This window comes from Microbacterium sp. NPDC056003 (assembly GCF_042274785.1).
Lineage (GTDB): Bacteria > Actinomycetota > Actinomycetes > Actinomycetales > Microbacteriaceae > Microbacterium.
The window spans coordinates 104693-127612 of the sequence record NZ_JBHJXQ010000003.1; the positions used below are offsets into that span (position 1 = coordinate 104693).

General features: G+C 70.7%; 23 protein-coding genes. 5 read left to right on the forward strand and 18 right to left on the reverse strand.

The genetic code is table 11. The annotated features are described in order from the left end of the window. Positions 1-90: 90 nt before the first annotated feature. The 4 genes from ACFC1W_RS12875 to coaBC form a co-directional block, all read right to left on the reverse strand. Positions 91-2244 (reverse strand): DEAD/DEAH box helicase, encoded by a 2154-nt coding sequence (locus ACFC1W_RS12875; protein WP_375993131.1) that lies wholly within the window; start codon positions 2242-2244, stop codon positions 91-93. Between the two features lie 200 nt (positions 2245-2444). Next, positions 2445-3089: a hypothetical protein gene (locus tag ACFC1W_RS12880; protein ID WP_375993132.1), complete on the reverse strand. Its 645-nt coding sequence runs from the start codon at positions 3087-3089 to the stop codon at positions 2445-2447. Between the two features lie 165 nt (positions 3090-3254). Then, a complete protein-coding gene (locus ACFC1W_RS12885) occupies positions 3255-4154 on the reverse strand; it encodes a glycerophosphodiester phosphodiesterase (protein ID WP_375993135.1) in 900 nt (299 codons plus the stop codon). A gap of 79 nt (positions 4155-4233) precedes the next feature. Next, the gene (gene coaBC / locus ACFC1W_RS12890) at positions 4234-5460 is read right to left on the reverse strand and encodes a bifunctional phosphopantothenoylcysteine decarboxylase/phosphopantothenate--cysteine ligase CoaBC (RefSeq protein WP_375993981.1); all 1227 of its coding nucleotides are present in this window, start codon (positions 5458-5460) and stop codon (positions 4234-4236) included. 9 nt (positions 5461-5469) lie between these two features. Between coaBC and ACFC1W_RS12895 the strand changes: the two genes are divergently transcribed. Beyond that, positions 5470-6225 carry an NRDE family protein gene (locus ACFC1W_RS12895; protein WP_375993138.1) on the forward strand — a complete coding sequence of 252 codons (756 nt, stop codon included), beginning with the start codon at positions 5470-5472 and terminating at the stop codon, positions 6223-6225. A 49-nt stretch (positions 6226-6274) separates the two neighbouring features. Here ACFC1W_RS12895 and ACFC1W_RS12900 read toward each other — a convergent pair whose 3' ends face one another. From ACFC1W_RS12900 to ACFC1W_RS12925, 6 genes are read right to left on the reverse strand one after another with little or no spacing between them, the layout of a single operon-like run. Next, a complete protein-coding gene (locus ACFC1W_RS12900; protein WP_375993141.1) occupies positions 6275-7138 on the reverse strand; it encodes an aldehyde dehydrogenase family protein in 864 nt (287 codons plus the stop codon). Further along, entirely contained in the window at positions 7135-8577 is a 1443-nt protein-coding gene (locus ACFC1W_RS12905; protein WP_375993142.1) for an aldehyde dehydrogenase family protein, read from the reverse strand. Before ACFC1W_RS12905 ends, ACFC1W_RS12900 begins: the two co-directional genes overlap by 4 nt. A 32-nt stretch (positions 8578-8609) precedes the next feature. After that, a complete protein-coding gene (gene deoC, locus ACFC1W_RS12910; RefSeq protein ID WP_375993145.1) occupies positions 8610-9617 on the reverse strand; it encodes a deoxyribose-phosphate aldolase in 1008 nt (335 codons plus the stop codon). A gap of 43 nt (positions 9618-9660) precedes the next feature. After that, the gene (locus tag ACFC1W_RS12915) at positions 9661-10041 is read right to left on the reverse strand and encodes a hypothetical protein (protein ID WP_375993146.1); all 381 of its coding nucleotides are present in this window, start codon (positions 10039-10041) and stop codon (positions 9661-9663) included. A gap of 46 nt (positions 10042-10087) precedes the next feature. Then, entirely contained in the window at positions 10088-11047 is a 960-nt protein-coding gene (locus ACFC1W_RS12920) for a bifunctional riboflavin kinase/FAD synthetase (RefSeq protein WP_375993149.1), read from the reverse strand. Then, positions 11044-11493, reverse strand: coding sequence for a hypothetical protein (locus ACFC1W_RS12925; protein WP_375993151.1), 450 nt, complete (start codon positions 11491-11493; stop codon positions 11044-11046). Before ACFC1W_RS12925 ends, ACFC1W_RS12920 begins: the two co-directional genes overlap by 4 nt. 161 nt (positions 11494-11654) lie before the next feature. Between ACFC1W_RS12925 and ACFC1W_RS12930 the strand changes: the two genes are divergently transcribed. After that, on the forward strand, positions 11655-12710 hold the full coding sequence (locus ACFC1W_RS12930) for a peptidoglycan DD-metalloendopeptidase family protein (RefSeq protein ID WP_375993154.1): 1056 nt from the start codon (positions 11655-11657) through the stop codon (positions 12708-12710). 12 nt (positions 12711-12722) lie between these two features. Here the strand turns inward: ACFC1W_RS12930 and ACFC1W_RS12935 are convergent, their stop codons facing one another. Genes ACFC1W_RS12935 through ACFC1W_RS12945 form a run of 3 tightly spaced genes read right to left on the reverse strand, consistent with a single transcriptional unit; the run spans position 12723 to position 14661 of the window. After that, positions 12723-13091 (reverse strand): hypothetical protein, encoded by a 369-nt coding sequence (locus ACFC1W_RS12935; RefSeq protein ID WP_241113131.1) that lies wholly within the window; start codon positions 13089-13091, stop codon positions 12723-12725. Then, positions 13088-13975: a tRNA pseudouridine(55) synthase TruB gene (truB, locus tag ACFC1W_RS12940; RefSeq protein WP_375993157.1), complete on the reverse strand. Its 888-nt coding sequence runs from the start codon at positions 13973-13975 to the stop codon at positions 13088-13090. Before truB ends, ACFC1W_RS12935 begins: the two co-directional genes overlap by 4 nt. Beyond that, positions 13975-14661, reverse strand: coding sequence for a uridine kinase (locus ACFC1W_RS12945; protein ID WP_375993160.1), 687 nt, complete (start codon positions 14659-14661; stop codon positions 13975-13977). Before ACFC1W_RS12945 ends, truB begins: the two co-directional genes overlap by 1 nt. A gap of 22 nt (positions 14662-14683) precedes the next feature. Here ACFC1W_RS12945 and ACFC1W_RS12950 point away from each other — a divergent pair, with 22 nt between their 5' ends. Then, positions 14684-15550 (forward strand): A/G-specific adenine glycosylase, encoded by an 867-nt coding sequence (locus ACFC1W_RS12950; protein WP_375993162.1) that lies wholly within the window; start codon positions 14684-14686, stop codon positions 15548-15550. 3 nt (positions 15551-15553) lie between these two features. On the opposite strand, the gene rbfA is transcribed toward ACFC1W_RS12950, so the two are convergent. The 4 genes from rbfA to nusA form a co-directional block, all read right to left on the reverse strand. After that, a complete protein-coding gene (rbfA, locus tag ACFC1W_RS12955) occupies positions 15554-16024 on the reverse strand; it encodes a 30S ribosome-binding factor RbfA (protein ID WP_375993165.1) in 471 nt (156 codons plus the stop codon). A gap of 55 nt (positions 16025-16079) precedes the next feature. After that, complete coding sequence (infB, locus tag ACFC1W_RS12960; RefSeq protein WP_375993984.1) at positions 16080-18851, reverse strand: translation initiation factor IF-2; 2772 nt, start codon at positions 18849-18851, stop codon at positions 16080-16082. Positions 18852-18928: 77 nt separating this feature from the next. Next, positions 18929-19201, reverse strand: a complete 273-nt coding sequence (locus ACFC1W_RS12965; protein ID WP_191763210.1) for a YlxR family protein — start codon at positions 19199-19201, stop codon at positions 18929-18931. Between the two features lie 32 nt (positions 19202-19233). Beyond that, on the reverse strand, positions 19234-20223 hold the full coding sequence (gene nusA, locus ACFC1W_RS12970; protein ID WP_375993168.1) for a transcription termination factor NusA: 990 nt from the start codon (positions 20221-20223) through the stop codon (positions 19234-19236). A gap of 174 nt (positions 20224-20397) precedes the next feature. Here nusA and ACFC1W_RS12975 point away from each other — a divergent pair, with 174 nt between their 5' ends. Beyond that, positions 20398-21219, forward strand: a complete 822-nt coding sequence (locus ACFC1W_RS12975) for a DUF1206 domain-containing protein (protein WP_375993171.1) — start codon at positions 20398-20400, stop codon at positions 21217-21219. 67 nt (positions 21220-21286) lie between these two features. Beyond that, entirely contained in the window at positions 21287-21811 is a 525-nt protein-coding gene (locus tag ACFC1W_RS12980) for a pyridoxamine 5'-phosphate oxidase family protein (RefSeq protein WP_375993173.1), read from the forward strand. Between the two features lie 39 nt (positions 21812-21850). Here the strand turns inward: ACFC1W_RS12980 and ACFC1W_RS12985 are convergent, their stop codons facing one another. Continuing rightward, entirely contained in the window at positions 21851-22909 is a 1059-nt protein-coding gene (locus ACFC1W_RS12985; RefSeq protein ID WP_375993176.1) for a TIGR00730 family Rossman fold protein, read from the reverse strand. Between the last annotated feature and the right edge of the window lie 11 nt (positions 22910-22920).

The following is a 22920-nucleotide window of genomic DNA, read 5'->3' on the forward strand; positions in this document are numbered from 1 at the left end:
CGCATGAGGCACACCGCGCCGCAGACGGTCGACACGCGAACGGCGCCCCCCTCGCGTACGCGAAGGGGGCGCCGAGTCCGAACCCGAACCTCAGTCCGCGCCGAGCGCCTGACGTGTCAGGTGCATGAGCGCAGACAGCTGCACGGAGTCGCTCGACTGCGGGTCGACGGCCTCGCCGTCGAGCGCGCGGGCGGCGAGGCCCTGCTTCGAGTCGATGAGCTCGGCGATCTTCGTGTCGATCGTGTGCGCGGCGATGATCCGCCACGCGGTCACGGGCTCGTCCTGACCGATGCGGTGCACGCGGTCGATCGCCTGGGTCTGCTCGGCGGCCGTCCATGACAGCTCGGCGAGCACGACGTTCGACGAGGCCTGCATGTTGACGCCGACCCCCGCCGCGGTGAGCGAGCAGACGGCGATGCCGACGTCGGGGTCGCTGTTGAAGGCGTCGATGGCCTGCTGACGCGCGGTGGTTGCCTGGTCGCCGCGCAGTGACACGGTCTTGAGACCGGCTGCGGTGAAGTGCGCCTCGGCGGCGTCCATCACGTCGATGTGCTTCGCGAAGAAGACGACCTTGCCCACCGAGCGCTGCAGCTGCACGGCGTAGTCGGCCGCGAGGAGCGCCTTCGCCTGACCGATCTTGCGCACCATCGTGAACACGTTCTCGGAACCCGTGCCGGCGGCCTTGGACTCCTCGAGCTCGTTCTGCGCGACGAGCCGCACGATGTCGCCGTCGACCTCGCCCGGGGCGAGGCCGCGGTCGCCGCGCGCCTCGATGATGCGGCGGTAGCGGGCGGCGAGCCGCTCGCCCAGCTCGCGCTCGGCCTGGCGGATCGACCGGCCGTACTCGTCGTCGAGTTCGACGGGGAGGTCGGCGATGAGCTTGTCGGGCAGGTCGGCCGCGACATCCTTCTTCTTCCGCCGCACGATGCCCATAGAGATCACGGCATCACGGGCTTCGGGGTAGAACGCCTTGTCGGCGGGGGTCAGCCCCGTCTCGTCGAGCTTCTCCATCAGCACCGGACCGGGCTTCTCACCCGTCGTCCAGCCGAGGAAGCGCCAGATCGCGTCGAAGTCCTCGACGTCGTTGATCAGCGGCGTTCCCGTGAGCGCCAGCAGCAGCGGGTTGCGCACCTGCTCGCGGATGCGCGAGGCGAGGGCGAGCACATTCTGCGAGCGCTGCGACGTGAGGTTCTTGATGAAGTGCGCCTCGTCGACGACCATGCCCTTGAGTCCGAGGTCGCCGAGCCACGACAGGTGGCGGTCGAGGATCTCGTAGTTGACGATGAACACGTCGGCGAACGCGTCGATGTTCTCGCCGTCACCGTGGATCACGGTCGCGCGGCGCTGCGGGGTCCAGCGCTCGACCTCGCGTGCCCAGTTCATCTTGACGACATTGGGGACGACGGCGAGCAGCGGGTACGCATTGGCGACGGATGCTGCGAGCACCGACTCCGCCGTCTTGCCGAGGCCCGGCTCGTCGGCGAGCAGGAAGCTGCGGTGTCCGTGGCGCACGGCCTCGAGGAACCGCGACTGGTGCGGCATGACCTCGAGGTTCTTCGGCGACAGGCGGTCGAACTCGGGGACGGGCGGCAGGTCCATCGTCGCGCTTCCGCCGCCGGCGCCGGTCTCGAAGGCTTTGTAGAGCGGGCCCATGAGCTCCCAGCCGTCCAGACGGCGGCGCGGGGTCTCCTTCGGCGCACGGGCGGTGAGGTCGGGGGCAAGGAACGGGTTCGCCTCGCGGCGCGCCTCGACCTGCGGCGGGATGACCTGGCGCTCGGCGAGCGCGGCCGGCACGACCGTCGCGGCGACCGGGGCGACGTCGGTGATGATGAGCTCGTCGGGCGGCAGCTCGGCCCCCGACTCGAGCAGCCAGTCGCGGCGCATGCGGCGTGCGACCGGCGACGTGGCCTGGTCGACCTCGAGCAGCTGGATCAGCGACGTGTCGCGCGCTGCGGTCTTGGCGAGGATCGTCGCCACACCGTCGAGCCGCTTGAGCAGCTCGGCGCGCGCGGCGTCGGTCACCGAGGTGTCGGATTTCACGCGGGCGCGCTCCTCGCGCACCAGGAACGCGATCACCTGGAACTTGACGCGGTTGGTCGGCCCGAGCTTGCCTCGCTGGGCCTTGGCCTCGACCTCGCGCACCTTGCGGGCGAGGATCGGGATGATGGGCGCCTCGTCGTCGCGACGCGAGGAAGACGACTTCCGGCGTCGCTGAGACGTCTGGGCGGGTGCCGTGGGCGGCATGCTCCTCCTGAGCGTGAGTGCCGGGGAAACCGGCGATGATCGGTGCGAGACCGAAGTTCTGCGATGCTCCCGCGGGCGGCGCAAGCGCCGTCGCGAACGCGGGACGGGTGGTTCTCGCCGACGGCCACGGGCACTCGCTTCAGCGAGCTGTGGCGTCCCCAGCGGATTCCCTGCGGCCCAGTCTAGCGGAATCGGGGGTCTCAGCCCCAGAGCGTGTCGACGATGTCTTCCGTGTAGCCGTCGGGGTGGAAGTTGATCCACGCCGTCGACACCCAGCCACCACCGCCGATGTAGTGCGTCTCGCCGCTGGTGTACTCCTCGTCGTCGAGGGTCACACCCTTCTGCTCCATCGAGCAGATCGTGCCGTCGCCGAGGGTGGTGCAGTCGAACCCGCCGGAGCGGAGCTGCTCGTCGACGAACGCCGTCTGGTCGGCGTCGACGGCGGTCACGTTGGTCGCGAGGCCGAACTCGCTCGGCTGGCCCCACGAGCAGCGCAGTGTGGGAAGCCCGCTGTCGATGACCTCGAGCAGGTCGACGTCCTGTGTCGAGAGCATCGTGACGCCGGGGTCGTTCAGCGGCGGGTTCTCGTCCTCGAGGGTCGCGAGCATGCCCGCCGAGTAGATCTCCTCGCATGTGGCCGGGACGACGAACGCGGCAGCGGTGGGAGTGGGCGTGGCAGTGGGCGTGACCGTCGGGGTCGCCGTCGCAGTCGTGGTGGGCGTCGCCGATCGGGTCGGCGACGCCGACGGCTCCGGCCGGCAGCCTGCGAGCGCCGCGGCGATCGCGATCAGCGCGACGGCTCCGACCAGTGTGCGGCTCGCGTCTCGGCGACGGCCCTGCGACATGACATCCCCCTGGATCCTCTGTGGTGCGCCTTCGACCCTACGCCGTGGCGTGCCGTCAGCGTGTCGGCGCACGCCGCAAACGTGCACGCCGCCACACGCGCACGCCGCACACCCGCACCGCGAGCGCACCTCCGCGACCGCTCCCGGCGGGAGGATGCTCCGGCCTCAGCGCTTCCCCGCCGACGCGCTCTGCCACTCCGACAGGGTGCGCGGGTCGTCGGTGACGATGCCGTCGACGCCGAGGGCGGTGACGGCGTCCCACTGGGCGTCCTTGTTCAGCGTGTACACCACCACCCGGGTGCCCTCGGCGTGGAGCGCGTCGACGACCTCGGGGCGGGCGAGCACCGCCTTCCGGTCGACGATGATTCCCCGGGCACCGGCCTGCTGGGTCGCGGTCACGACGTCCTTCGGCAGGTGCTTGAGGATGAGCAGTCGCGGCACGACGTCGGAGGCCGCGGCCGACAGGGCGAGGCTGCGCGCGTCGAAGCTCGCGATCGCCACGCGCGATGCGAGGTCGCGCGACGTGACCTCGGCAAGCGCGCGGCCGGCGGCCGCGGCATCCCACTCCCCCTTCAACTCGATGATGGCGCGACCCCCGGACTGCGCGAGCAGGTCGAGGAACTCGACCAGCGTCGGCACGCGCGTGCCGGCGAAGCTCGGATCGAACCACGATCCGGCGTCGAGCGCGCGCACCTCGGCGAGGGTGAGGGAGTCGAGGCGTCCGGTGCCGTTCGTCGTGCGGTCGACCTTGGCGTCGTGCATCAGCACGGGATGCCCGTCCGCGGTGAGCGCGACGTCGACCTCGACGTACTCGAAGCCGCCTGCGAGCGCGGCGGAGACGGCCGCCAGCGTGTTCTCGGGCGCCGTCGCGCCGCCGCCGCGGTGGCTCGCGATGAACGCGGCATCGCCCGGGGTGCGTGGATCGCCGAGCAGTTCGGTCGCGCTGACCCTGGCGGGACTCGCGCCGAGGAAGGCGATCACAAGGCTCACGACAGCGAGCACGCACACGACGAGCAGGGCGTGGATCCGGTCGCGTGGGCGATCGGAAGCCGCGGAGTAGGGCATCGGGCATGTCCTCCGGGTCTTTCACCACGTCTCCGTCGACGTGGGTGCGGACCACTCTACATGCGCCGTTACCTTTTCGTTACTTAGTTTTCGCGCGGGTTTTCCGCACGGCGTCCCAGAGGGCGTCGGCGACCTCGCGCTTCGAGCCGCGCGCGTCAGCGACGACCTCGCCGCCCGCGTCGAGCAGCACCACTTCGTTGTCGTCGGACTCGAATCCCCTCGACCACCCGACGTGGTTCACAGCGAGCAGATCGGCGCCCTTGCGTGCCGCCTTGCGGCGTCCGCGGTCGAGCAGCGTCTCGCCGTCGCCCGGCGTCTCGGCCGCGAAGCCGACCACCGTCTGGCCGTCGAGGCGCGCGCGCACGAGACCCGCCAGGATGTCGTCGTTCTCGATCAGGTGCAGCGTGATCCCCGGGCCCGTGGCCGCTTCCTTCGCCAGCTTCGCGTCGGACACCTCCGCCACGCGGTAGTCGGCGACCGCCGCCGCCATGACGATCACGTCGGCGCCGGGTGCGGCATCCGTCACCGCATCCCGGAGTTCGATCGCGGTTCCCGCGCGCAGGACCGTCAGGCGGGGATGAGCGGATGCCTCGGCCAGCACGCCCTCGTCGACGTGGGCGGCGATGAGCACGACGTCGGCACCGCGGTCGGCGGCCGAGAGCGCCACGGCGATCCCCTGCTTGCCGCTCGAACGATTGCCGATGAAGCGCACCGGATCGATCGGCTCCCGCGTGCCGCCCGCGGTGACGACGGCGCGCAGTCCGGTGAGGTCACCCGCCGGTGCGGCGACGGCGGCGAGCGCCTCCTCGAAGATCTGCTCGGGCTCCGACATGCGTCCCGGCCCACTGTCGCCGCCGGTGAGCTCGCCGTCGGCGGGTCCGACCATGATCACGCCCCGCGACCGCAGCGTGGCGATGTTCGCGACCGTCGCGGGGTGCCGCCACATCTCGGTGTGCATCGCCGGTGCCACGACGACCGGTGCCGTGGTCGCGAGTAGGGTCGTTCCCAGGAGATCGTCCGCCAGGCCGGTGGCCATCTTCGCCAGGGTGTTCGCGGTGGCGGGCGCCACGATCACGAGATCGGCCGACTGGCCGAGCGCGACGTGGCGGACGCGCGCGACGTCATCGTGGACGGAGGTCGTCACGGGGTGACGGCTGATCGCCTCCCACGTCGGCAGTCCGACGAAGCGCACGGCATCGTCGGTCGGCACGACGTGCACCTCATGGCCCTCCTTCACGAGGAGGCGCACGAGGTGCACCGTCTTGTAGGCGGCGATCCCGCCCGTGACTCCGACGACGACGAACACCATCCGATCTTGGCACGACCTCGATCCCCGCAGACAGGAGACGCCCGCTCGATGTGCACCGTGGTCATCCGCGTTCCCGAATCTGCTTCTGAGCCGACGCGTGTGCTGGCGATCCGCGACGAGGATCCCGAGCGCCCCTGGAACGCGCTCGGCCCCTGGTGGCCCGAGAACGAGGGCGTCGTGGGGGTGCGCGATGCGCGCGCCGGCGGCGCGTGGCTGGCGGCGGATCCCGCGACGCTCCGGCTGTCGGTGCTGCTGAACCGTGCGGATGTCGCGACCCGGCCGGAATCGGAGCTCATCTCGCGCGGCGGAATCGTGCTCGAATCGGTGCTCGACCGATCGCCCGAGGGCGAGCCGCCGACACACGGCTTCAACCTCGTCGAGGTGCGGGCCAACGGCTCGCGGGTGCTGACCTGGGACGGCGACGTGCTGCGCGTGACCGACCTCGCACCGGGCACGCACATGATCGCCCACGACGACGTCGACGACCCCGCGACCCCGCGCATCGCGCGCTGGCTCGACGACTTCCGGGCCGCGCCCGTCGGCGGCGGAGAGCGATGGTGGGATGCCTGGCTCGGCGTGCTCCGGCGTTCGGCCGAGCTCGAGCCGACGGACGATCGCGCGATCATCCGCGACAACCGGCCGCTCGGCTACCCGACGCTCTCGCTGCTGGCGTGCGTCGCGTCGGTGTCGCGGGACGGGCTCGAAGTCGCCTACGGCGAACTGGCCGAGCCCGGCCACTGGGACGAACTCGACCTGGCCTGACCGCGCGCGGTCGTCGGGTCGCCTTCACGCGGCCGAAGCCCGCCCGCGGTCAGATCAGGCTCTTGGTGTGCCAGACCGTCTTCGTCTCCGTAAACGCGGCGATGCGCTCGAGGCTCGGGGACGCGGCATCCTTCCCCTGCTCGGGCGGGAGCACCCGAGTGAGCGTCTCGGCGGCCGCGATCTGCAGGTCGATCCAGTCGAGATCGCCTGCTCCGACCAGGTCGAGGCCGTGCACGTCGGGGTGCGATGCGAGCCACGGCGCGATCTCGGCGGGCGAGCCCGTGAGCACGTTGACCACTCCCCCGGGCACATCGCTCGTCGCGAGCACCTCGGCGAGGCTGATAGCCGACAGCGGGAAGCGCTGGGATGCGATGACGACGACCGAGTTGCCCGACACGAGCGCGGGCGCGATGGCCGACACGAGCCCGACGAGCGCGGTGTCCTGCGGCGCGACGACCGCGACGACGCCGGTGGGCTCGGGCACCGAGATGTTGAAGTACGGGCCGGCGACCGGGTTGCCGTTGCCGGCGACCTGGCCGAACTTGTCGCACCAGCCGGCGTACCAGACCCAGCGATCGATCGCCTCGTCGACCTCGGCGGTGGCGGCGGCGGACGAGACGCCGGTCTGCTGCACGATCTCGTCGACGAACTGCGCCTTGCGGCCCTCGAGGATCTCGGCGACGCGGTACAGCACCTGGCCGCGGTTGTAGGCGGTCGCTCCCGCCCAGCCCTTCACGGCCCCACGAGCGGCGGTGACGGCGTCGCGGGCGTCCTTGCGCGACGCGAGCGCCGCGTTCGCCAGGAAGTCGCCCTTGGTCGAGACGACCTCGTACGTGCGCCCCGACTCACTGCGCGGAAAGGCTCCGCCGATGTAGAGCTTGTACGTCTTCGGCACGGTCAGTCGCTTGCTCACGCCGCCGCTCCCTTCAGGTAAGCCAGCAGGCCGTGCCTGCCGCCCTCTCGGCCGTAACCCGACTCCTTGTAGCCGCCGAACGGCGAGGACGGGTCGAAGCGGTTGAACGTGTTCGCCCAGATGACGCCGGCGCGCAGGCGGTCGGCGACCGCGAGGATGCGCGATCCCTTGTCGGTCCAGATGCCGGCAGAGAGGCCGTAGGGCGTGTTGTTCGCCTTCTCGATGGCCTCGCCCGGAGTGCGGAACGTCAGCACCGAGAGCACCGGGCCGAAGATCTCGTCGCGTGCGATGCGATGGCTCGCCTGCACGTTGGTGAAGATCGTCGGTGCGAACCAGAACCCGTTCTCGGGGATCACGCAGTCTGCGCTCCAGCGCACCGCCCCCTCCTCCTCGCCGATGCGGCTGAGCTCGCGGATGCGGTCGAGCTGCTCACGCGAGTTGATCGCGCCGATGTCGGTGTTCTTGTCGAGCGGGTCGCCCAGCCGCAACGTCGACAGACGCTGCTTCAGCCGATCCACGACCTCGTCGTGCACCGACTCCTGCACCAGCAGGCGGCTGCCCGCGCAGCACACGTGCCCCTGGTTGAAGAAGATGCCGTTGACGATGCCCTCGATCGCCTGATCGATGGGGGCGTCTTCGAACACGATGTTCGCGGCCTTGCCGCCCAGCTCGAGTGTGAGCTTCTTGTCGGTGCCGGCGACGGCCTTCGCGATCTCGCGACCGACCGGCGTCGAGCCGGTGAAGGCGACCTTGTTGACATCGGGATGCCGCACCAGAGCTGCGCCGGTCGCGCCGGCACCGGTCACGATGTTCACGACACCCGGCGGCAGGTCGGCCTGCTGCAGGATCTCGGCGAAGATGAGGGCCGACAGCGGCGTGGTCTCGGCGGGCTTGATCACGACGGTGTTGCCGGCGGCGAGCGCCGGAGCGATCTTCCATGCGAGCATGAGCAGCGGGAAGTTCCACGGGATGACCTGACCGGCCACGCCGAGCGAGCGCGGGTTCGCGCCGAGGCCCGCGTAGTCGAGCTTGTCGGCCCAGCCGGCGTAGTAGAAGAACCAGGCGGCGACGAGCGGAACGTCGACGTCGCGGCTCTCCTTGATGGGCTTGCCGTTGTCGAGGCTCTCGGCCACGGCGAGCTCCCTCGCGCGCTCTTGCACGAGACGGGCGATGCGGAAGAGGTACTTGCCGCGGTCACGGCCGCTCAGCTTGGACCACGTCTTGTCGTACGCGCGGCGCGCCGCCGCGACGGCGGCGTCGACATCGGCGTCGGTCGCCGTGGCGATCGTGGCGATGTGCTTCTCGTCGGCGGGCGAGATCGAGGCGAACGACTCGCCGCCCCCCGGTCGGAACTCACCGTCGATGAACAGCCCGTACTCGTCGCGCAGATTGAGGATCGCCCGCGATTCGGGGGCGGGTGCGTATTCGAGGAAACTCATGATTCTCCTGGTTGCCTGAGCTCGTGGGAGCGTCAGTCGATCGTCACGTAGTCGGTGCCGGAGTAGTGCCCGCTCGCGAGCTTCTGACGCTGCAGCAGCACGTCGTTGAGCAGGCTGGAGGCGCCGTAGCGGAAGAGGTGCGGCTGCAGCCACTCCTCGCCCACGGTCTCGGCGACGGTCACGAGGTACTTGATGGCATCCTTGGAGGTGCGGATGCCGCCTGCCGGCTTCACCCCGACCTTCTCGCCGGTCGCGCGGTGCCAGTCGCGCACGACCTCGAGCATGAGGAGGGTCACCGGCAAGGTGGCCGCGGGCTGCACCTTTCCGGTGGACGTCTTGATGAAGTCGCCCCCGGCGAGGATCGACAGCCACGACGCGCGCTTGACGTTGTCGTAGGTGTTGAGCTCGCCTGTCTCGAGGATGACCTTCAGCGACGCGTAGGTGCCGTCCTCCCGACGGCAGGCTTCCTTCACGCGCGCGATCTGGTCGAACACCAGGCCGTAGCGCCCGGCGAGGAAGGCACCGCGGTCGATGACCATGTCGATCTCGTCGGCTCCCGCGGCGACGGCGTCGGCCGTGTCGGCGAGCTTGATCTCGAGCGACGACCGGCCGCTCGGGAACGCGGTCGCGACCGCCGCCACGCTCACGCCGCCCTCGTCGGGGTCGCCGTGCGCGGCGCCGAGCGCCTCGACCGCATAGGGCACCATGTCGCCGTAGACGCACACCGCTGCCACGCGCGGGCAGGTCGGGTCGGAGGCATCCGGATTCAGTGCCTTCGCGACCAGCGACCGCACCTTGCCGGGCGTGTCGGCGCCTTCGAGCGTCGTGAGGTCGATGAGCTCGATGATCTTGTCGAGCGCCCACGCCTTGGACGTGGTCTTGATGGAGCGGGTGCCGAGGCCGGCCGCGCGCTGTTCGAGGCCGACGGCGTCGACGCCGGGCAGGCCGTGGAGGTAGCGCCGCAGCGTCGTGTCGTCTGGCTCTCCACCGAGCAGCGCGACAGCCCGCTCGGGCAGTGTCTGCAGGTCGGTCCGGCTCATGGTGCTCCCTCTGTCGTGTGGCGTGGGCGAGGGCGAGGCTGCCTCACCCGCTCGCGCGCGTCGCTGTCCGCTCATCCGCCATCATCCTCGAGTGCCTCAGCAGGACGATCACCCCGATTCCGACGACCACCACGAACGCGATGGTCAGGCTCGTGAAAGCGAACCAGTTGTCGTCGAGGGCCAGGACGATCCCTGCCGCGATGACCGCGATCGCCGCGGCCGCCAGCTTGGACGCGAACTTCAAGCCTACCCCGGGTGTGAGGCGCCCGGCGGGCGCGTCGCCCCTCGCGAGGATGAGGTCGGCGAACGCGTCGAGCGTGGCCAGCAGTGAGGCGGAATAGGCCACCGCGCACCCGAGCGCACCCCAGAGGTTCACGGGGTTCGCGGCAGCATCCGCAGCGGCGAGGATGTCGAGGCCTGGCACGCCTCGATCGTAGGCCCGCGCGCGCGGCGAGGTCTATGGGCGCCGCTCAGCTGAGCGCGGTGCGCACCTCGGTGACGTCATGGGTCATCTGGCGGATGAGCGCGTCGATGCCGTCGAACGCGACCATTCCACGGATGCGGCTCGCGAACTGGATCTCGACACGGTGCCCGTACAGGTCGAGGTCGGTCTCGTCGAGCACGTAGGCCTCGACCTGCCGCACCGGCACGTCGTCGAAGGTCGGGTTCGTCCCGATGCTGATGGCGGCCGGATAGCGGATGCCGCGACGCAGGCCATCGGGTGAGCCCTCGTCGATCAGCCACCCGGCGTAGACGCCGTCCGCCGGCACGAATCCCTCGCACTCGGAGGACAGGTTGGCAGTGGGGAAGCCGAGCTCCCGGCCCCGCTTGAGTCCGTGGACGACCTCGCCCCACACCGACGGCACGCGGCCGAGCAGCTTGGCGGCCGTCTCGACGTCGCCTTCGGCGAGGAGCTCGCGGATCCAGGTCGACGACACGCGGCGGCCGGCGTCGATCGCACGGACGTCGTCGACCACGTCGACGGTGAAGCCGAACTCGCGACCGAGCTCGGCGAGGAGCCCGGGGTCGCCCGCTCCCCCGCGTCCGAACCGGAAGTCGCGGCCGACGAGGACGGTCCGCACGCCCAGGGCGCCGACCAGGACGTGCTCGACGAACGCCCGCGCAGGAAGGTCGGCGAGGTCGCGGTCGAAGCGCAGGAGAAGCGTCGCGTCGATCCCCGTCTCAGCCAGCAGCTGCAGCTTCTGGTGCACGCCGATCAAGTCGGCGGGGCAGATCTCCGGTCGCAGAAGCGCGAGCGGGTTGCGGTCGAATGTCACAGCCACGACACGTGCGCCGCCGGTGGCGGCGTCGACGCGGGCTCGATCGATGACCGCACGGTGACCGGTGTGGACGCCGTCGAACTTTCCGATGGCGACCACCGACGGGCCGAACCCTGCGGGTATCTCCGCCGGGTCGTGGAAGACGATCATGCTCCGACCGTCGCCTGCTCGGGTGCGACGCCGTTCGCCGCCGGGCGGTGGGTGATGAGCCACCACAGCCCGAAGAACGGCAGCACGAGCGGCACGAACAGGTATCCGAGCCCGAACCACGACCACACGGTCGGGTGGGCGAAGAGCTCGGGCAGGAGGAACGAGAGGGCACCCACGATGAGGACGCCCGCGAGCTCGAAGACGATCGCGATCCACGCGACGAGGTACCACCCGCGCGATCCGGCGAACACGAGCGCCAGCGTCGCGACGATGTAGACGACTGCCGAGATCGCGGAGAGCGTGTAGGCGAGCGGGGCCTCGTCGAAGCTCTGGACGATCTGGACGAAGGATCGTCCTGTAGCGGCGAGGGCCATGATCGCGTACACGATGACGAGGACGCGGCCGATTCCGGTCATGCGGCGGCGGGGACGGGCGGGGGAGGTCATGTCGCGTCAATCCTAGTTGCGCCCGCGATGCGCTCCGTGCCCGTTGGTCACATACGCCTCATTCGCCACTCGAATGGACAGACACACCGATAAGTGACAATATTCACAGCACGGAACCCGACCGCACCACCTGTCCGTCCTCGATGCCGATAGAGAACACCATGCGATCGATCCGTCCTGCCCTGCTCGCGGGAACAGCCGCCCTGGCCCTGGCCCTCGGGGGCATCGCCCCCGCTGCCGTCGCCGCCCCGCACCCCGCCGCTGCGCATCCCGCCGCGGCGGTCACCGCGACCGCGGCGACGACCTTCCGCCAGCCGATCGCCGCGAAGACCTACACCGTGTCGTCCTTCTTCGGACCGAGGTGCATCCCCGTTCCCGGGGCGTCCACGTTCCATAACGGAGTGGACCTCGCAGCGAAGTCCGGCACGCCGATCTATGCCATCGCCGCAGGGGTCGTGACCGCCACAGTGAGCGGCACGGCCTCCCGCGTGGGGTACATCTCGGTGCGCCACGTGATCAGCGGCGTGGAGTACACGTCGAAGTATCTGCACATCTGGTCGGCGACGACCCGCGTCAAGGTGGGCCAGAAGGTCACCGCCGGCCAGCGCATCAGCGAGGTCGGCAACAGCGGCATCTCGTCGGGAAGCCACCTGCACCTGGAACTGTGGCGCGCCACGCCGACCGGCTCCGTGGCCGAGAACGCCGCCGCGTTCCTGCAGGCGCGGGGCGTCGACCTCTACAAGTCCGCGACCGCCGTCTACGCCGGCAACGCGCCGGCCACCTGCACCTACTACACGACGACGGGCGTCAACTTCCGCACCGGACCGTCGACCTCGTCCTCGGTCCTGCGCCTGCTGCCCAAGGCCACGGCGATGGTGCACGTGCCCGGGCGGATCACGTCGGGCTTCATCCCGGTGAAGATCGGCACGCAGACGGGCTGGGTCTCGTCGAGCTACGTGTCGCCGGTGAAGCCCGCCGTCCCCGCGCCGGCCGTCGTCCCGCCCACCACACCGCCGCCGGTCGTCGCAACGGGCACCTACGCCGCCACGGCCGCGCTGAACCTCCGCGCGAGCCCGTCCACGTCCGCAGCGCGTGTGCTCCTGATCCCGAAGGGCGCGAACGTCGGCAAGATCCTCGAGTCCCGCACGGTGTGGCGCAAGGTCAGCTACGCCGGCAAGACCGGGTGGGTGCACTCGGCGTATCTCGCCAAGCGCTGACCTGACGCCGGCTCAGGCGAGCTGGACGGTCCAGATCGTGTACATGCGCCACACCATGACGGCGACCGCGAGCGCGGCGATGCCCATGATCACCGTGCTCCAGCGACTGCGCTCGAGCAGCGCCCAGCCCACCCCGGCGATCGGCAGGAGCGCCGCCGAGACGAGGTAGACCCAGAACTCCAGCAGGCTGCCCGTGGGCGAGTTCCCGACGAGGGGGGCCACGATCCCCATGACGATCTGCACGATCAGCAGCAGTTCGAGCAACGCGAGCGCGCCGACGGTGAAATCGCTCGGACGACGGCCGGCGAGTCCGGCGATGACGCAGAACAGTCCGGCGATCACGGCGACAGCCACCTGCACGATCGTGAACCACAGGATCATCGGGGGGCCTCCTCGGGCATGTTCATCGAGCTCTTGACGTCGTCTGCGCGCTTCTCGACGACGCCGACCAGCGCGCCGTCGGGATCGATCGCCGCCGCGGGCTGAGAGCCCAGGCGCACCGCGGCGCCTGCCAGCCGCTTGCCGTGACGCAGATCGCGTGCTTCCTCGGCCGTCACGTCGAAGCGGCTCAGCACGGCGGTCGCGGCGGCAGCGGGCGCGACGAGCTGAGCGCCGTCGATCGCCTCGGCGGACGCCGCCTGCGCGACCTCGAACGGCCCGATCCGCGTGCGGCGCAGCGCGGTGAGGTGCCCGCCGACGCTGAGGACCGCACCCAGATCACGGGCGAGCGAGCGGATGTAGGTGCCGCTCGAGCAGTCCACGACCACGTCGAGATCGACCACTGCTCCCTCGCGCCGCTCCGACAGGACGTCGAAGCGGGACACCGTGACATCGCGCGCCTTCAGCTCGACCTGCTCTCCCGCCCGGGCGAGGTCGTAGGCGCGCCGCCCGTCGACCTTGATGGCGGAGTAGGTGCTCGGCACCTGCGAGATGCGGCCCGTCAGTGCGGCGATCTCCTCGGTGATGCGCGAGGAGGCGAGGGACGAGGCATCCGTCACCGTCACGGTCTCGCCGTCGGCGTCGTCGGTGTCGGTAGCTACGCCGAGCCGGATGGTGGCCTCATAGGTCTTGTCGAGCCCGACCATGAAGGTGAGCAGGCGCGTCGCGCCTTCGACGCCGAGCACGAGCAGTCCCGTCGCCATCGGATCGAGCGTGCCGGCGTGGCCGATCTTGCGCGTTCCCAGCGCGCGCCGGGCGCGCGCGACGACGTCGTGAGAGGTCATCCCGCCGGGCTTGTCGACGAGGAGGATGCCGGATGCCGCCATCAGCAGAAGTCCCGGTACGCGCGGCGCGGGTGGGCGAGATCGCTGTTGTCGACGATGGCGGATGCCGCGAGCTGGGGCTTCGCCTCACGGAGATACAGTTCCTGGCCCTGGCGATACCGCGCGTTCGCCGGCGCCGCGGGATCCGGGTCGCTTCCGTCGCGGATCGCCATGCGGGCGCACGCGACGGACTCGGGCACGTCGAGCCAGACCGACCAGTGCCACAGGTTCTTCAGCTCGGGACGGTGGAGGAAGATGCCGTCGACCACCAGCACCGCGTCGCGCGGGGCTGTCACCCACTGCGACTCGACCACGGCGTCGCGCACGTGGTCGAACGCGGCGAGCTGGAATCCCGTCGTCGCAGCCGTCTGGGCGCCGTCGAGGAACGGGTCGATCAGCACGCGGCGGAACGTCGCGTAATCGTACGAGTCGTAGTAGTAGCCCTCGGGGCTTCGGCGCCCGCGGGCGTAGCGCTCCGCACGGGGCCGGTGGAACCCGTCGATGCTCGCGCGGAAGACCGCCGCGCCTTTCTCGGCGAACACCTCGGCGAGGCCGTCTGCGAACGTCGATTTCCCGGCACCGTCGATCCCGTCGACGGCGACGATCACCCGTCCGCGCGGGTAGTCGCGCTGCACCTCGTCACGCAGCTCGCGCCACAGCGTGGTGGCGGGCGTGACGGGCAGGCGCATGACTCCAGCCTAGGCTGAAGGCATGCCCGACCTCGCGCCGCCGCTCATCGCGTGGTACCGCGAGAACGCCCGCGACCTGCCGTGGCGACGCCCCGGCTTCGGTGCATGGGGCGTGCTGGTGAGCGAGTTCATGCTGCAGCAGACGCCGGTCGATCGCGTGATCCCCCACCTCGCCGCCTGGCTCGAGCGATGGCCATCCCCCGCCGACCTCGCGGCCGCCGCACCGGCCGACGCGGTACGCCAGTGGGCGAACCTCGGATATCCGCGGCGGGCGCTCTGGCTGCACCGCGCGGCGGTCGAGATCCGCGACCGTCACCACGGCGCCGTGCCGCGCGATGTGCACGCTCTGCTGGCGCTCACCGGCATCGGCGATTACACCGCGCGGGCGGTCGTCGTCTTCGCCTACGGCGGGCGGGAGCCCGTGGTCGACACCAACACGCGCCGCGTGCTCGCTCGGGCCGTCGACGGGCGCTCGCAGCCCGCGCCGCCTGCCAAGCGCGACCTCGCCGCGATGGACGCGATCCTCCCCCCGAGCGACGCCGACGCCGCGATCGTCAATGCGGCCGCCATGGAGCTCGGCGCCGTCGTGTGCACCGCACGGGCGCCTCGGTGCGACGCCTGCCCGATCGCGGACCGCTGCGCGTGGCGCGCGGCCGGATATCCCGACACCGGCGACGCGCGCCGACGACAGGCGCGCTACGAGGGCAGCGACCGGCAGGCGCGTGGCGCGGTCCTGAAGGTGCTGCGGGATGCCGCGACCCACGCGGTCCCGCTCGTGGATGTGGTGCCGGACTGGCCCGATCCCCGTCAGCGCGATCGAGCGATCGACTCGCTCATCGCGGACGGCCTGGCCGAGGCATCCGAAGGACTCCTCCGCCTGCCGTCGTGAGGATCAGTCCTCGTCGATCTCGGCTCGCGCGTCGTCGGCTTCGCCGGCCTCGTCGAACTCGCGTGGCTTGACGTACGGGTCGGCGTCGCCGGCATACGTCGCCGAGGAGGCGAGCCCGGCCACGGCCGCATCGCGCTCGCGCGCCTCGCGCAGGAGGTCGGCGATGTGGTCCGCGTTCTCGGGGATCGCGTCGGGGATGAACTCGAGCGACGGGGTGAGGCGCACGTTGAGGTGCTTGCCGACCTCGGAACGCAGCATCCCGGTCGCCGACCGCAGCGCAGCCGCAGACGCCTCCCGCTCCTCGGGGCTGCCGAGGACCGTGTAGAACACCGACGCGTGCTGCAGGTCGCCCGTCACACGCACGTCGGTGATGGTGACGAAGCCGAGCCGCGGGTCGCGCAGACCCTTCTCGAGCCTCTCGGCGAGGATCACGCGGATGCGGTCGCCCAGTCGTGCCTGACGTTCGCCGGCCATGTCCGTTCCTTTCGACAGGTGAGGGGCGCCGCCTGGCGCCCCTCACCGATTGCGATCAGCCGCGAGGCTTCTCGACCATCTCAGTGGTCTCGATCTCGTCGCCGACCTGGATGTCGTTGTACTTGCCGAGGCCGATACCGGCTTCGAAGTCCGTGCGGACCTCGGTGACATCGTCCTTGAAGCGGCGCAGCGACTCGATGGCCAGGCCATCGGCGATGACGACGCCGTCGCGGATGACGCGCGCCTTGGCGTTGCGCGTGATCGTGCCCGAACGGACGATGACACCGGCGATGTTGCCGAACTTCGAGGAGCGGAACACCTCGCGGATCTCGGCGACACCCGACTGCACCTCCTCGAACTCCGGCTTGAGCAGGCCCTTGAGCGACTGCTCGACGTCGTCGATCGCGTTGTAGATGACCGAGTAGAAGCGCGTGTCCACGCCCTCGCGAGCGGCGCGCTCGCGCGCCTTCGTGTCGGGACGCACGTTGAAGCCGATGATGATCGCGTTGTCGATCGTCGCCAGGTTCACGTCGGACTCGGTGATCGCGCCGACGCCGCGGTGGATGATCCGCAGCTGCACGGAGTCGTCGACCTCGATCTTGAGGAGCGACTCCTCGAGCGCCTCGACGGCACCCGACACGTCACCCTTGATGATGAGGTTGAGCGACTCGACCTTGCCCTCTTCGAGTGCCCGGGTGAAGTCCTCGAGCGAGATGCGCTTGCGGGCCTTGGCCAGCTGGGCGTTGCGCTCGGCAGCCTCACGCTTCTCAGCGATCTGGCGGGCCGTGCGGTCCTCCTCGGTCACGATGAACGTGTCGCCGGCGCGCGGCACCGAGTTCAGACCCTGCACCTGGACCGGACGCGACGGAGCGGCCTCGAGGACGGCGTCGCCGTTCTCGTCGGCCATCGCGCGGACACGGCCGTACGCCGTACCCGCCACGATCGCGTCGCCGACCCGGAGCGTTCCGGACTGGATGAGGACGGTCGCCACGGCACCGCGGCCCTTGTCGAGCTTGGCCTCGATCGCGACTCCACGGGCGTCCTTGTTCGGGTTGGCCGTGAGGTCGAGACCCGCGTCGGCCGTGAGCAGGACGGCGTCGAGGAGCTCCTGGATGCCGGTTCCCTGACGGGCCGAGACATCCACGAACATGACGTCGCCGCCGTACTCCTCGGCGACCAGACCGTACTCGGTGAGCTGCTGGCGCACCTTGGCCGGGTTGGCTTCGGGCTTGTCGACCTTGTTGACCGCGACCACGATCGGCACGTTGGCCGCCTGGGCGTGGTTCAGCGCCTCGACCGTCTGCGGCATGATGCCGTCATCGGCTGCGACCACCAGGATCGCGAGGTCGGTCACCTGCGCACCACGGGCACGCATGGCGGTGAACGCCTCGTGACCCGGGGTGTCGATGAAGGTGATCGCGCGCTCGATGCCCTCGTGCTCGGTCCAGACCTGGTAGGCACCGATGTGCTGCGTGATGCCGCCGGCTTCACCCGCGACCACGTTGGTCTGGCGGATGGCGTCGAGCAGTCGCGTCTTACCGTGGTCGACGTGACCCATCACGGTCACGACGGGCGGGCGGATCTCGAGGTCGTCCTCGCTCTCGGCCTCCAGCTCGGCTTCGAGGTCGAGACCGAAGCCCTCGAGGAGCTCCTTGTCTTCGTCCTCGGGCGAGACCATCTGGATCTTGTAGCCGAGCTCCTCGCCGAGCACCTCGAACGTCGCCTCATCCAGCGACTCGGTGGCCGTGGCCATCTCGCCGAGGTTGAAGAGGATCGTCACGAGCGTGCCGGGCTGGACGGTGTAGCCGTTCAGGGCCTCCAGCTTGTCGGCGAAGTCGGCGATGGAGGCGCCGCGGCGCAGGCGGATGATCTCGCCGTTGCCCTTCGAGACGTTGACGCCGCCGACGACCGGCGCCGACCGCATCTCGAATTCCTGCCGCTTCGCGCGGCGCGACTTGCGCTGCTTCGACTTGCCGCCGCCCTTGCCGAAGGCACCCGCGGTACCACCGCCGGGACCGCGGCCACGACCGCCGCCACCGGGGCGACCCGCGAATCCGCCGGGAGCACCGCCGGGAGCACCGGGACGCTGGAACCCGCCGCCGGCACCGCCGGGACGACCGGGACCACCGGGACGCTGCTGGAAGGGTGCGCCGGGACGACCGCCGCCGCCCGGACGACCGCCGCCACCCGGGCGCGGAGCGCCGGGACGGGGGGCGCCGGGGCGCGGAGCCTGCGGACGCGGGATGTTGCCGGGGTTCGGACGCTGGCCCATGCCCTGCGCCGAGGCGAAGGGGTTGTTGCCCGGACGCGGGCCGGCGGGACGCTGGCCCATGCCCTGCGAAGAGGCGAAGGGGTTGTTGCCGGGGCGCGGAGCGCCGGCACCGCCGCCGGGGCGGGGAGCGCCCGGGGTCGGGGCGCCGGGCGTCGGCGCGCCGGGCTTGGCGGCGGGAGCGCTCGGCGCGGGGGCGGACGGAGCCGGAGCCTCGGGGGCGGCCGCAGCCGGAGCCTCGGGCGCAGGCGCGGGGGCCGGCGTCTTGGCAGCCGGAGCCGGAGCGGGCGCTGCGGGCGCCTTGGCTGCGGGAGCGGCCGGGGCTGCCGGAGCCGCCGGGCGCGCGGGGCCGGGACGGCCGGCCGGGCGCGCCGGAGCGGCCGGCTTCGCGTCACCAGCCGGCTTGGCCGCGCCGTCCGCCTCGAGGGCGGCGCGCAGCTTGCGGGCCACGGGGGGTTCGATGGTGGACGAGGGGCTCTTCACGAACTCGCCGAGCTCCTTGAGCTTCGCAAGGGCGACCTTGCTGTCGACGCCGAGTTCGGAGGCGATCTCGTGCACGCGTGGTTTGGCGTTTGCCACAATTCTCCTGTCTGGGGTCTACCCAGGCAGGGCAGACCGTTAGTCGCGGACGGGACTCATTTCGAGCCGTTCACTTTGTTTCCATAGCCGTTCAGCCGTTTCTCGATGGTCTGCGTGTCAAGCGGGCCTGACACACGCAATGCCCGCACGAAGGCGCGGCGCCGGAGTGCGGCATCCACGCATTCGTTCGTCGGATGCACCCACGCGCCTCGTCCCGGCATCACCGCACGCTCGTCGGGGACGAGGACGGAATCGATGGAGACCACCCTGAGGAGGGCGGACCGGGGAGCACGCGTGCGGCAACCGACGCACGTTCGTACAGGCTCCATGTTACACCTCGGGGCTGGGAGCGCCGTCCGCGTCAGCCCTCTTCGAGGATCGAGTCGGGCTGGATGTCGATCTTCGCGCCCGTCAGCTTGGCGGCGAGACGGGCGTTCTGGCCCTCCTTGCCGATCGCCAGCGACAGCTGGTAGTCGGGGACCAGCGCGCGCACGGCCTTGCTCGATGCGTCGAGGATGAAGCTCGAGGTGACCTTCGCGGGCGACAGCGCGTTGGCGACGAACTTCGCGAGTTCGGGGTCGTAATCGACGATGTCGATCTTCTCGCCGCCCAGCTCTTCGGTCACCGCGCGGACACGGCGACCGAGCTCGCCGATGCAGGCGCCCTTGGCGTTGATGGTCGGGTCGTTGGCCTTCACGGCGATCTTGCTGCGGTGGCCGGCCTCCCGCGCGAGCGAGACGATCTCGACGAGTCCGGCGGCGATCTCGGGCACCTCGAGGGCGAAGAGCTTGCGGACCAGGCCCGGGTGCGTGCGCGACACCGTGATCTGCGGTCCCTTGGTGCCCTTCGACACCGAGGTCACGTACACCCGCAAGCGCGAGCCGTGCGGGTACTCCTCCCCCGCGACCTGCTCCTCGGGTGGAAGGATGGCCTCGACCGTGCCGAGGTCGACGTGCACCATGCGCGGGTTGGGGCCCTGCTGCACGACGCCGGCGACGATGTCGCCCTCCTTGCCGCGGAACTCGCCCAGGACGGCGTCGTCGGCGATGTCACGCAGGCGCTGCGAGATGACCTGCTTGGCGGCGAATGCCGCGATGCGGCCGAAGTCCTCGGGGGTGCTCTCCTCCTCGCCGATGACCGCGCCTTCGTCGTCGAGCAGCGGCACGAAGACGGCGACGTGGCCGGTCTTGCGGTCGAGCTCGGCGCGCGCGCCCTCGGGGAGATCGCCGGTGGGCGACGTGTGCTTGGCGTAGGCGGTCAGGATGGCCTGCTCGATGATCCGGACGAGTTCGTCGAAGGGGATCTCCTTCTCACGCTCGACAGTCCGCAGCAATCCGAGATCGATGTCCACTCTGGGCCTCCGTATTCAGCTCTCACCGACGCATCCAGCCGCCGGAACCCTCTTACGTTACCGGATGCCGCGGCCGGCGGCGCTGGGAGGATGCTGGCGGCCCGCGCATCAGCATGAACCGCGGTGCGCGCGCAACCCCGTTCGGCTTCCGATCCGCCGCAATATGCTGACCGCATGTCGGCCCCCTCTGCGAAGGCCGCCGCGCGACAAGCCGAGGCGAGCCCTGTCTTCGAGCTGTTCGCGCGCGCCGGCTATGTGGCGAACGGCATCGTCCACATCCTGCTGGGGGTGCTCGTGCTGGTCATCGCGTTCGGCGGCGAGGCGGAGGGCGATCAGGCGGGTGTGCTGAAGGCCGTGGCGGCCGCGCCGCTCGGCTTCGTCCTGCTGTGGCTCATCGCTGCCGCGCTGTGGGCGCTCGGCCTCTGGCACGCCGCCGAGGGCCTGCTCGCGCGTGACCTGTCGGGCGACACCAAGGGCGCCGCGAAGAAGTGGGGACGGCGGACCTCCGAGTGGGGCCAGGCCGTCGTCTTCATCGGCCTCGGCGTGATCGCGGCCGCCGTCGCCCTGGGCGCCCGGCCGAACGCCGAGAAGGCGGCCGAGGACGCGAGCCGCGGCCTGATCGACATCCCGGGCGGACCGATCGTGCTGTCGCTCATCGGCCTCGGGTTCGCGGCCGCGGGCGTCGCCTTCGTCGCCATGGGCATCCTGCGCAGCTTCCACAACCGGATGGACATCCCCGACACCGTCGTCGGCCGGGGGGTCACCGGCCTCGGCATCGTGGGGTTCATCGCCAAGGGCGTCGCGCTGGCGATCGTCGGGGTGCTGCTGCTCGTCGCGGCGCTGAGCACGGATGCCGAGACCGCGGGCGGGATCGACGGGGCGGTCGACGCGATGCTCGCCCTGGCGCTGGGGCCGCTGATCGCGGGCGTCGTCGGTGTGGGATTCATCGCCTACGGGGTCTTCACCGTGGCACGGGCACGCTTCGCCCGGATGTGAGTCTGGCCGCGGCATCCGATCTGTCAATCCCCTGTCCCCGGATCGCCGGCTCGGGAAGTGTCGAGTCATGACCGACACGACACAACCCACCGAAGTCACCGGCATGGAGGCCATCGCCCGCGTGAAGGAGCTCGTCGAGGACATCGACTTCACGATGCTCACGACGCTGGATGCCGCAGGAAACCTCGTCAGCCGTCCGATGAGCGCGCGCCGGATGGACGACGCGGGAGACATCTGGTTCTTCACGCTCGACGACACCAAGAAGGTCGCCGAGGCCGAGGCCGACCCCGGGCACGACGTCGGTCTCGCGTACATCGACGCCAAGGGGCACCGCTACGTCTCGGTGGCCGGCCGCGCGACCGTCGTGCACGACCGCGCCAAGATGCAGGAGCTCTACTCCCCCAGTCTCGACATCTGGTTCGAGGACGGACTCGACACCCCGGGGATCGCGCTGCTGCGCGTGACCCCGAAGGAGTGCGAGTTCTGGGAGCCCCGCCACGGCAAGCTGGTCGTGGCCGCGGGCATGCTCAAGGCTCTCGTGACGCGGGACACGCCCGATGACATGATGCGCCACGGCACGGTCAGCTGCTGACGCGGCGACGCGCCCCGCGCCCGATGGGGTCGGTCGGTCTCACGCCGCCCGGGCCGGCCCCTTCGGCGCGCTGTCCAGGGCGTTGACCGCCCGGATAAGGCGGTGGAGCGACCCGACCTTGAACTGGTCGAGACGCAGCACGAGCCGGGGCAGGTCGGCGCGGGCCTCGTCGTCGGCCTCCGCCGGCAGCGGCTCGCTGCGTTCGATGCGCCCCGACAGCAGCAGGGACCCGAAGCGCTCGCTGAGCTCGTCCACCTCGGCGTCGGTGGGAGCGGCCTTGAGGCGCAGCACGAGCCGGTCGCCCACCCAGCGCAGCGAGTCGTAGTTGCGCCAGAATCCCGTGATCTCCTGCGCGGCGGCCTCCACGGAGTCCGTGATGAGCAGCCGGTCGAAGTCGCCGGGCGAGATCAGGCCCGAGCCTGCCAGCTGCTCGTCGACGAAACGCTCGAGGCCGTGCCAGAACGTGCCGCCGGGCTTGTCGAGCAGCACGATCGGCGTCGGCTCCGCCTTACCGGTCTGCTGCAGCGTGAGCAGCTCGAACAGCTCGTCGAGCGTGCCGAAGCCACCGGGCACGCACACGAACCCATGCGATTCCTTGACGAGCATGAGCTTGCGCGTGAAGAAGTACTTCATCGCCACGTTGCGGGAGTTCTCGGCGATGACCGAGTTCGGGCGGTCCTCGAACGGCAACCGGATCGAGACGCCGAGCGAGCGGTGCGCGCCCGCGCCCTCGGCCGCCGCCTGCATGATGCCCGGCCCGGCACCCGTCACGACGAGCCAGCCGCTCTCGGCGAGCGCCTCCGCGACACTGGCCGCCGCGCGGTACACCGGGTCGTCGGGTCGCGTGCGCGCGGAACCGAAGATCGTGACCTTGGGCACACCGTCGAACGGCGCGAAGTGCTCGAACGCCGCGCGCATCTCGCCCAACGCCGCCGTCGTGATCTTCAGGTCGAGCCGGTCCGCACGGTCGAGGCCGAGGCCGACGCCGGTCACGAGGATGCGCGCGATGAGGTCGACGTTCTCGGTGATCCCGGCGTCGGCGATCAGCGCGCGGATGTCGTCGGTCACCTCAGGGGGCACGGCGGAAGGGTCGGGCATGCATCCAGCGT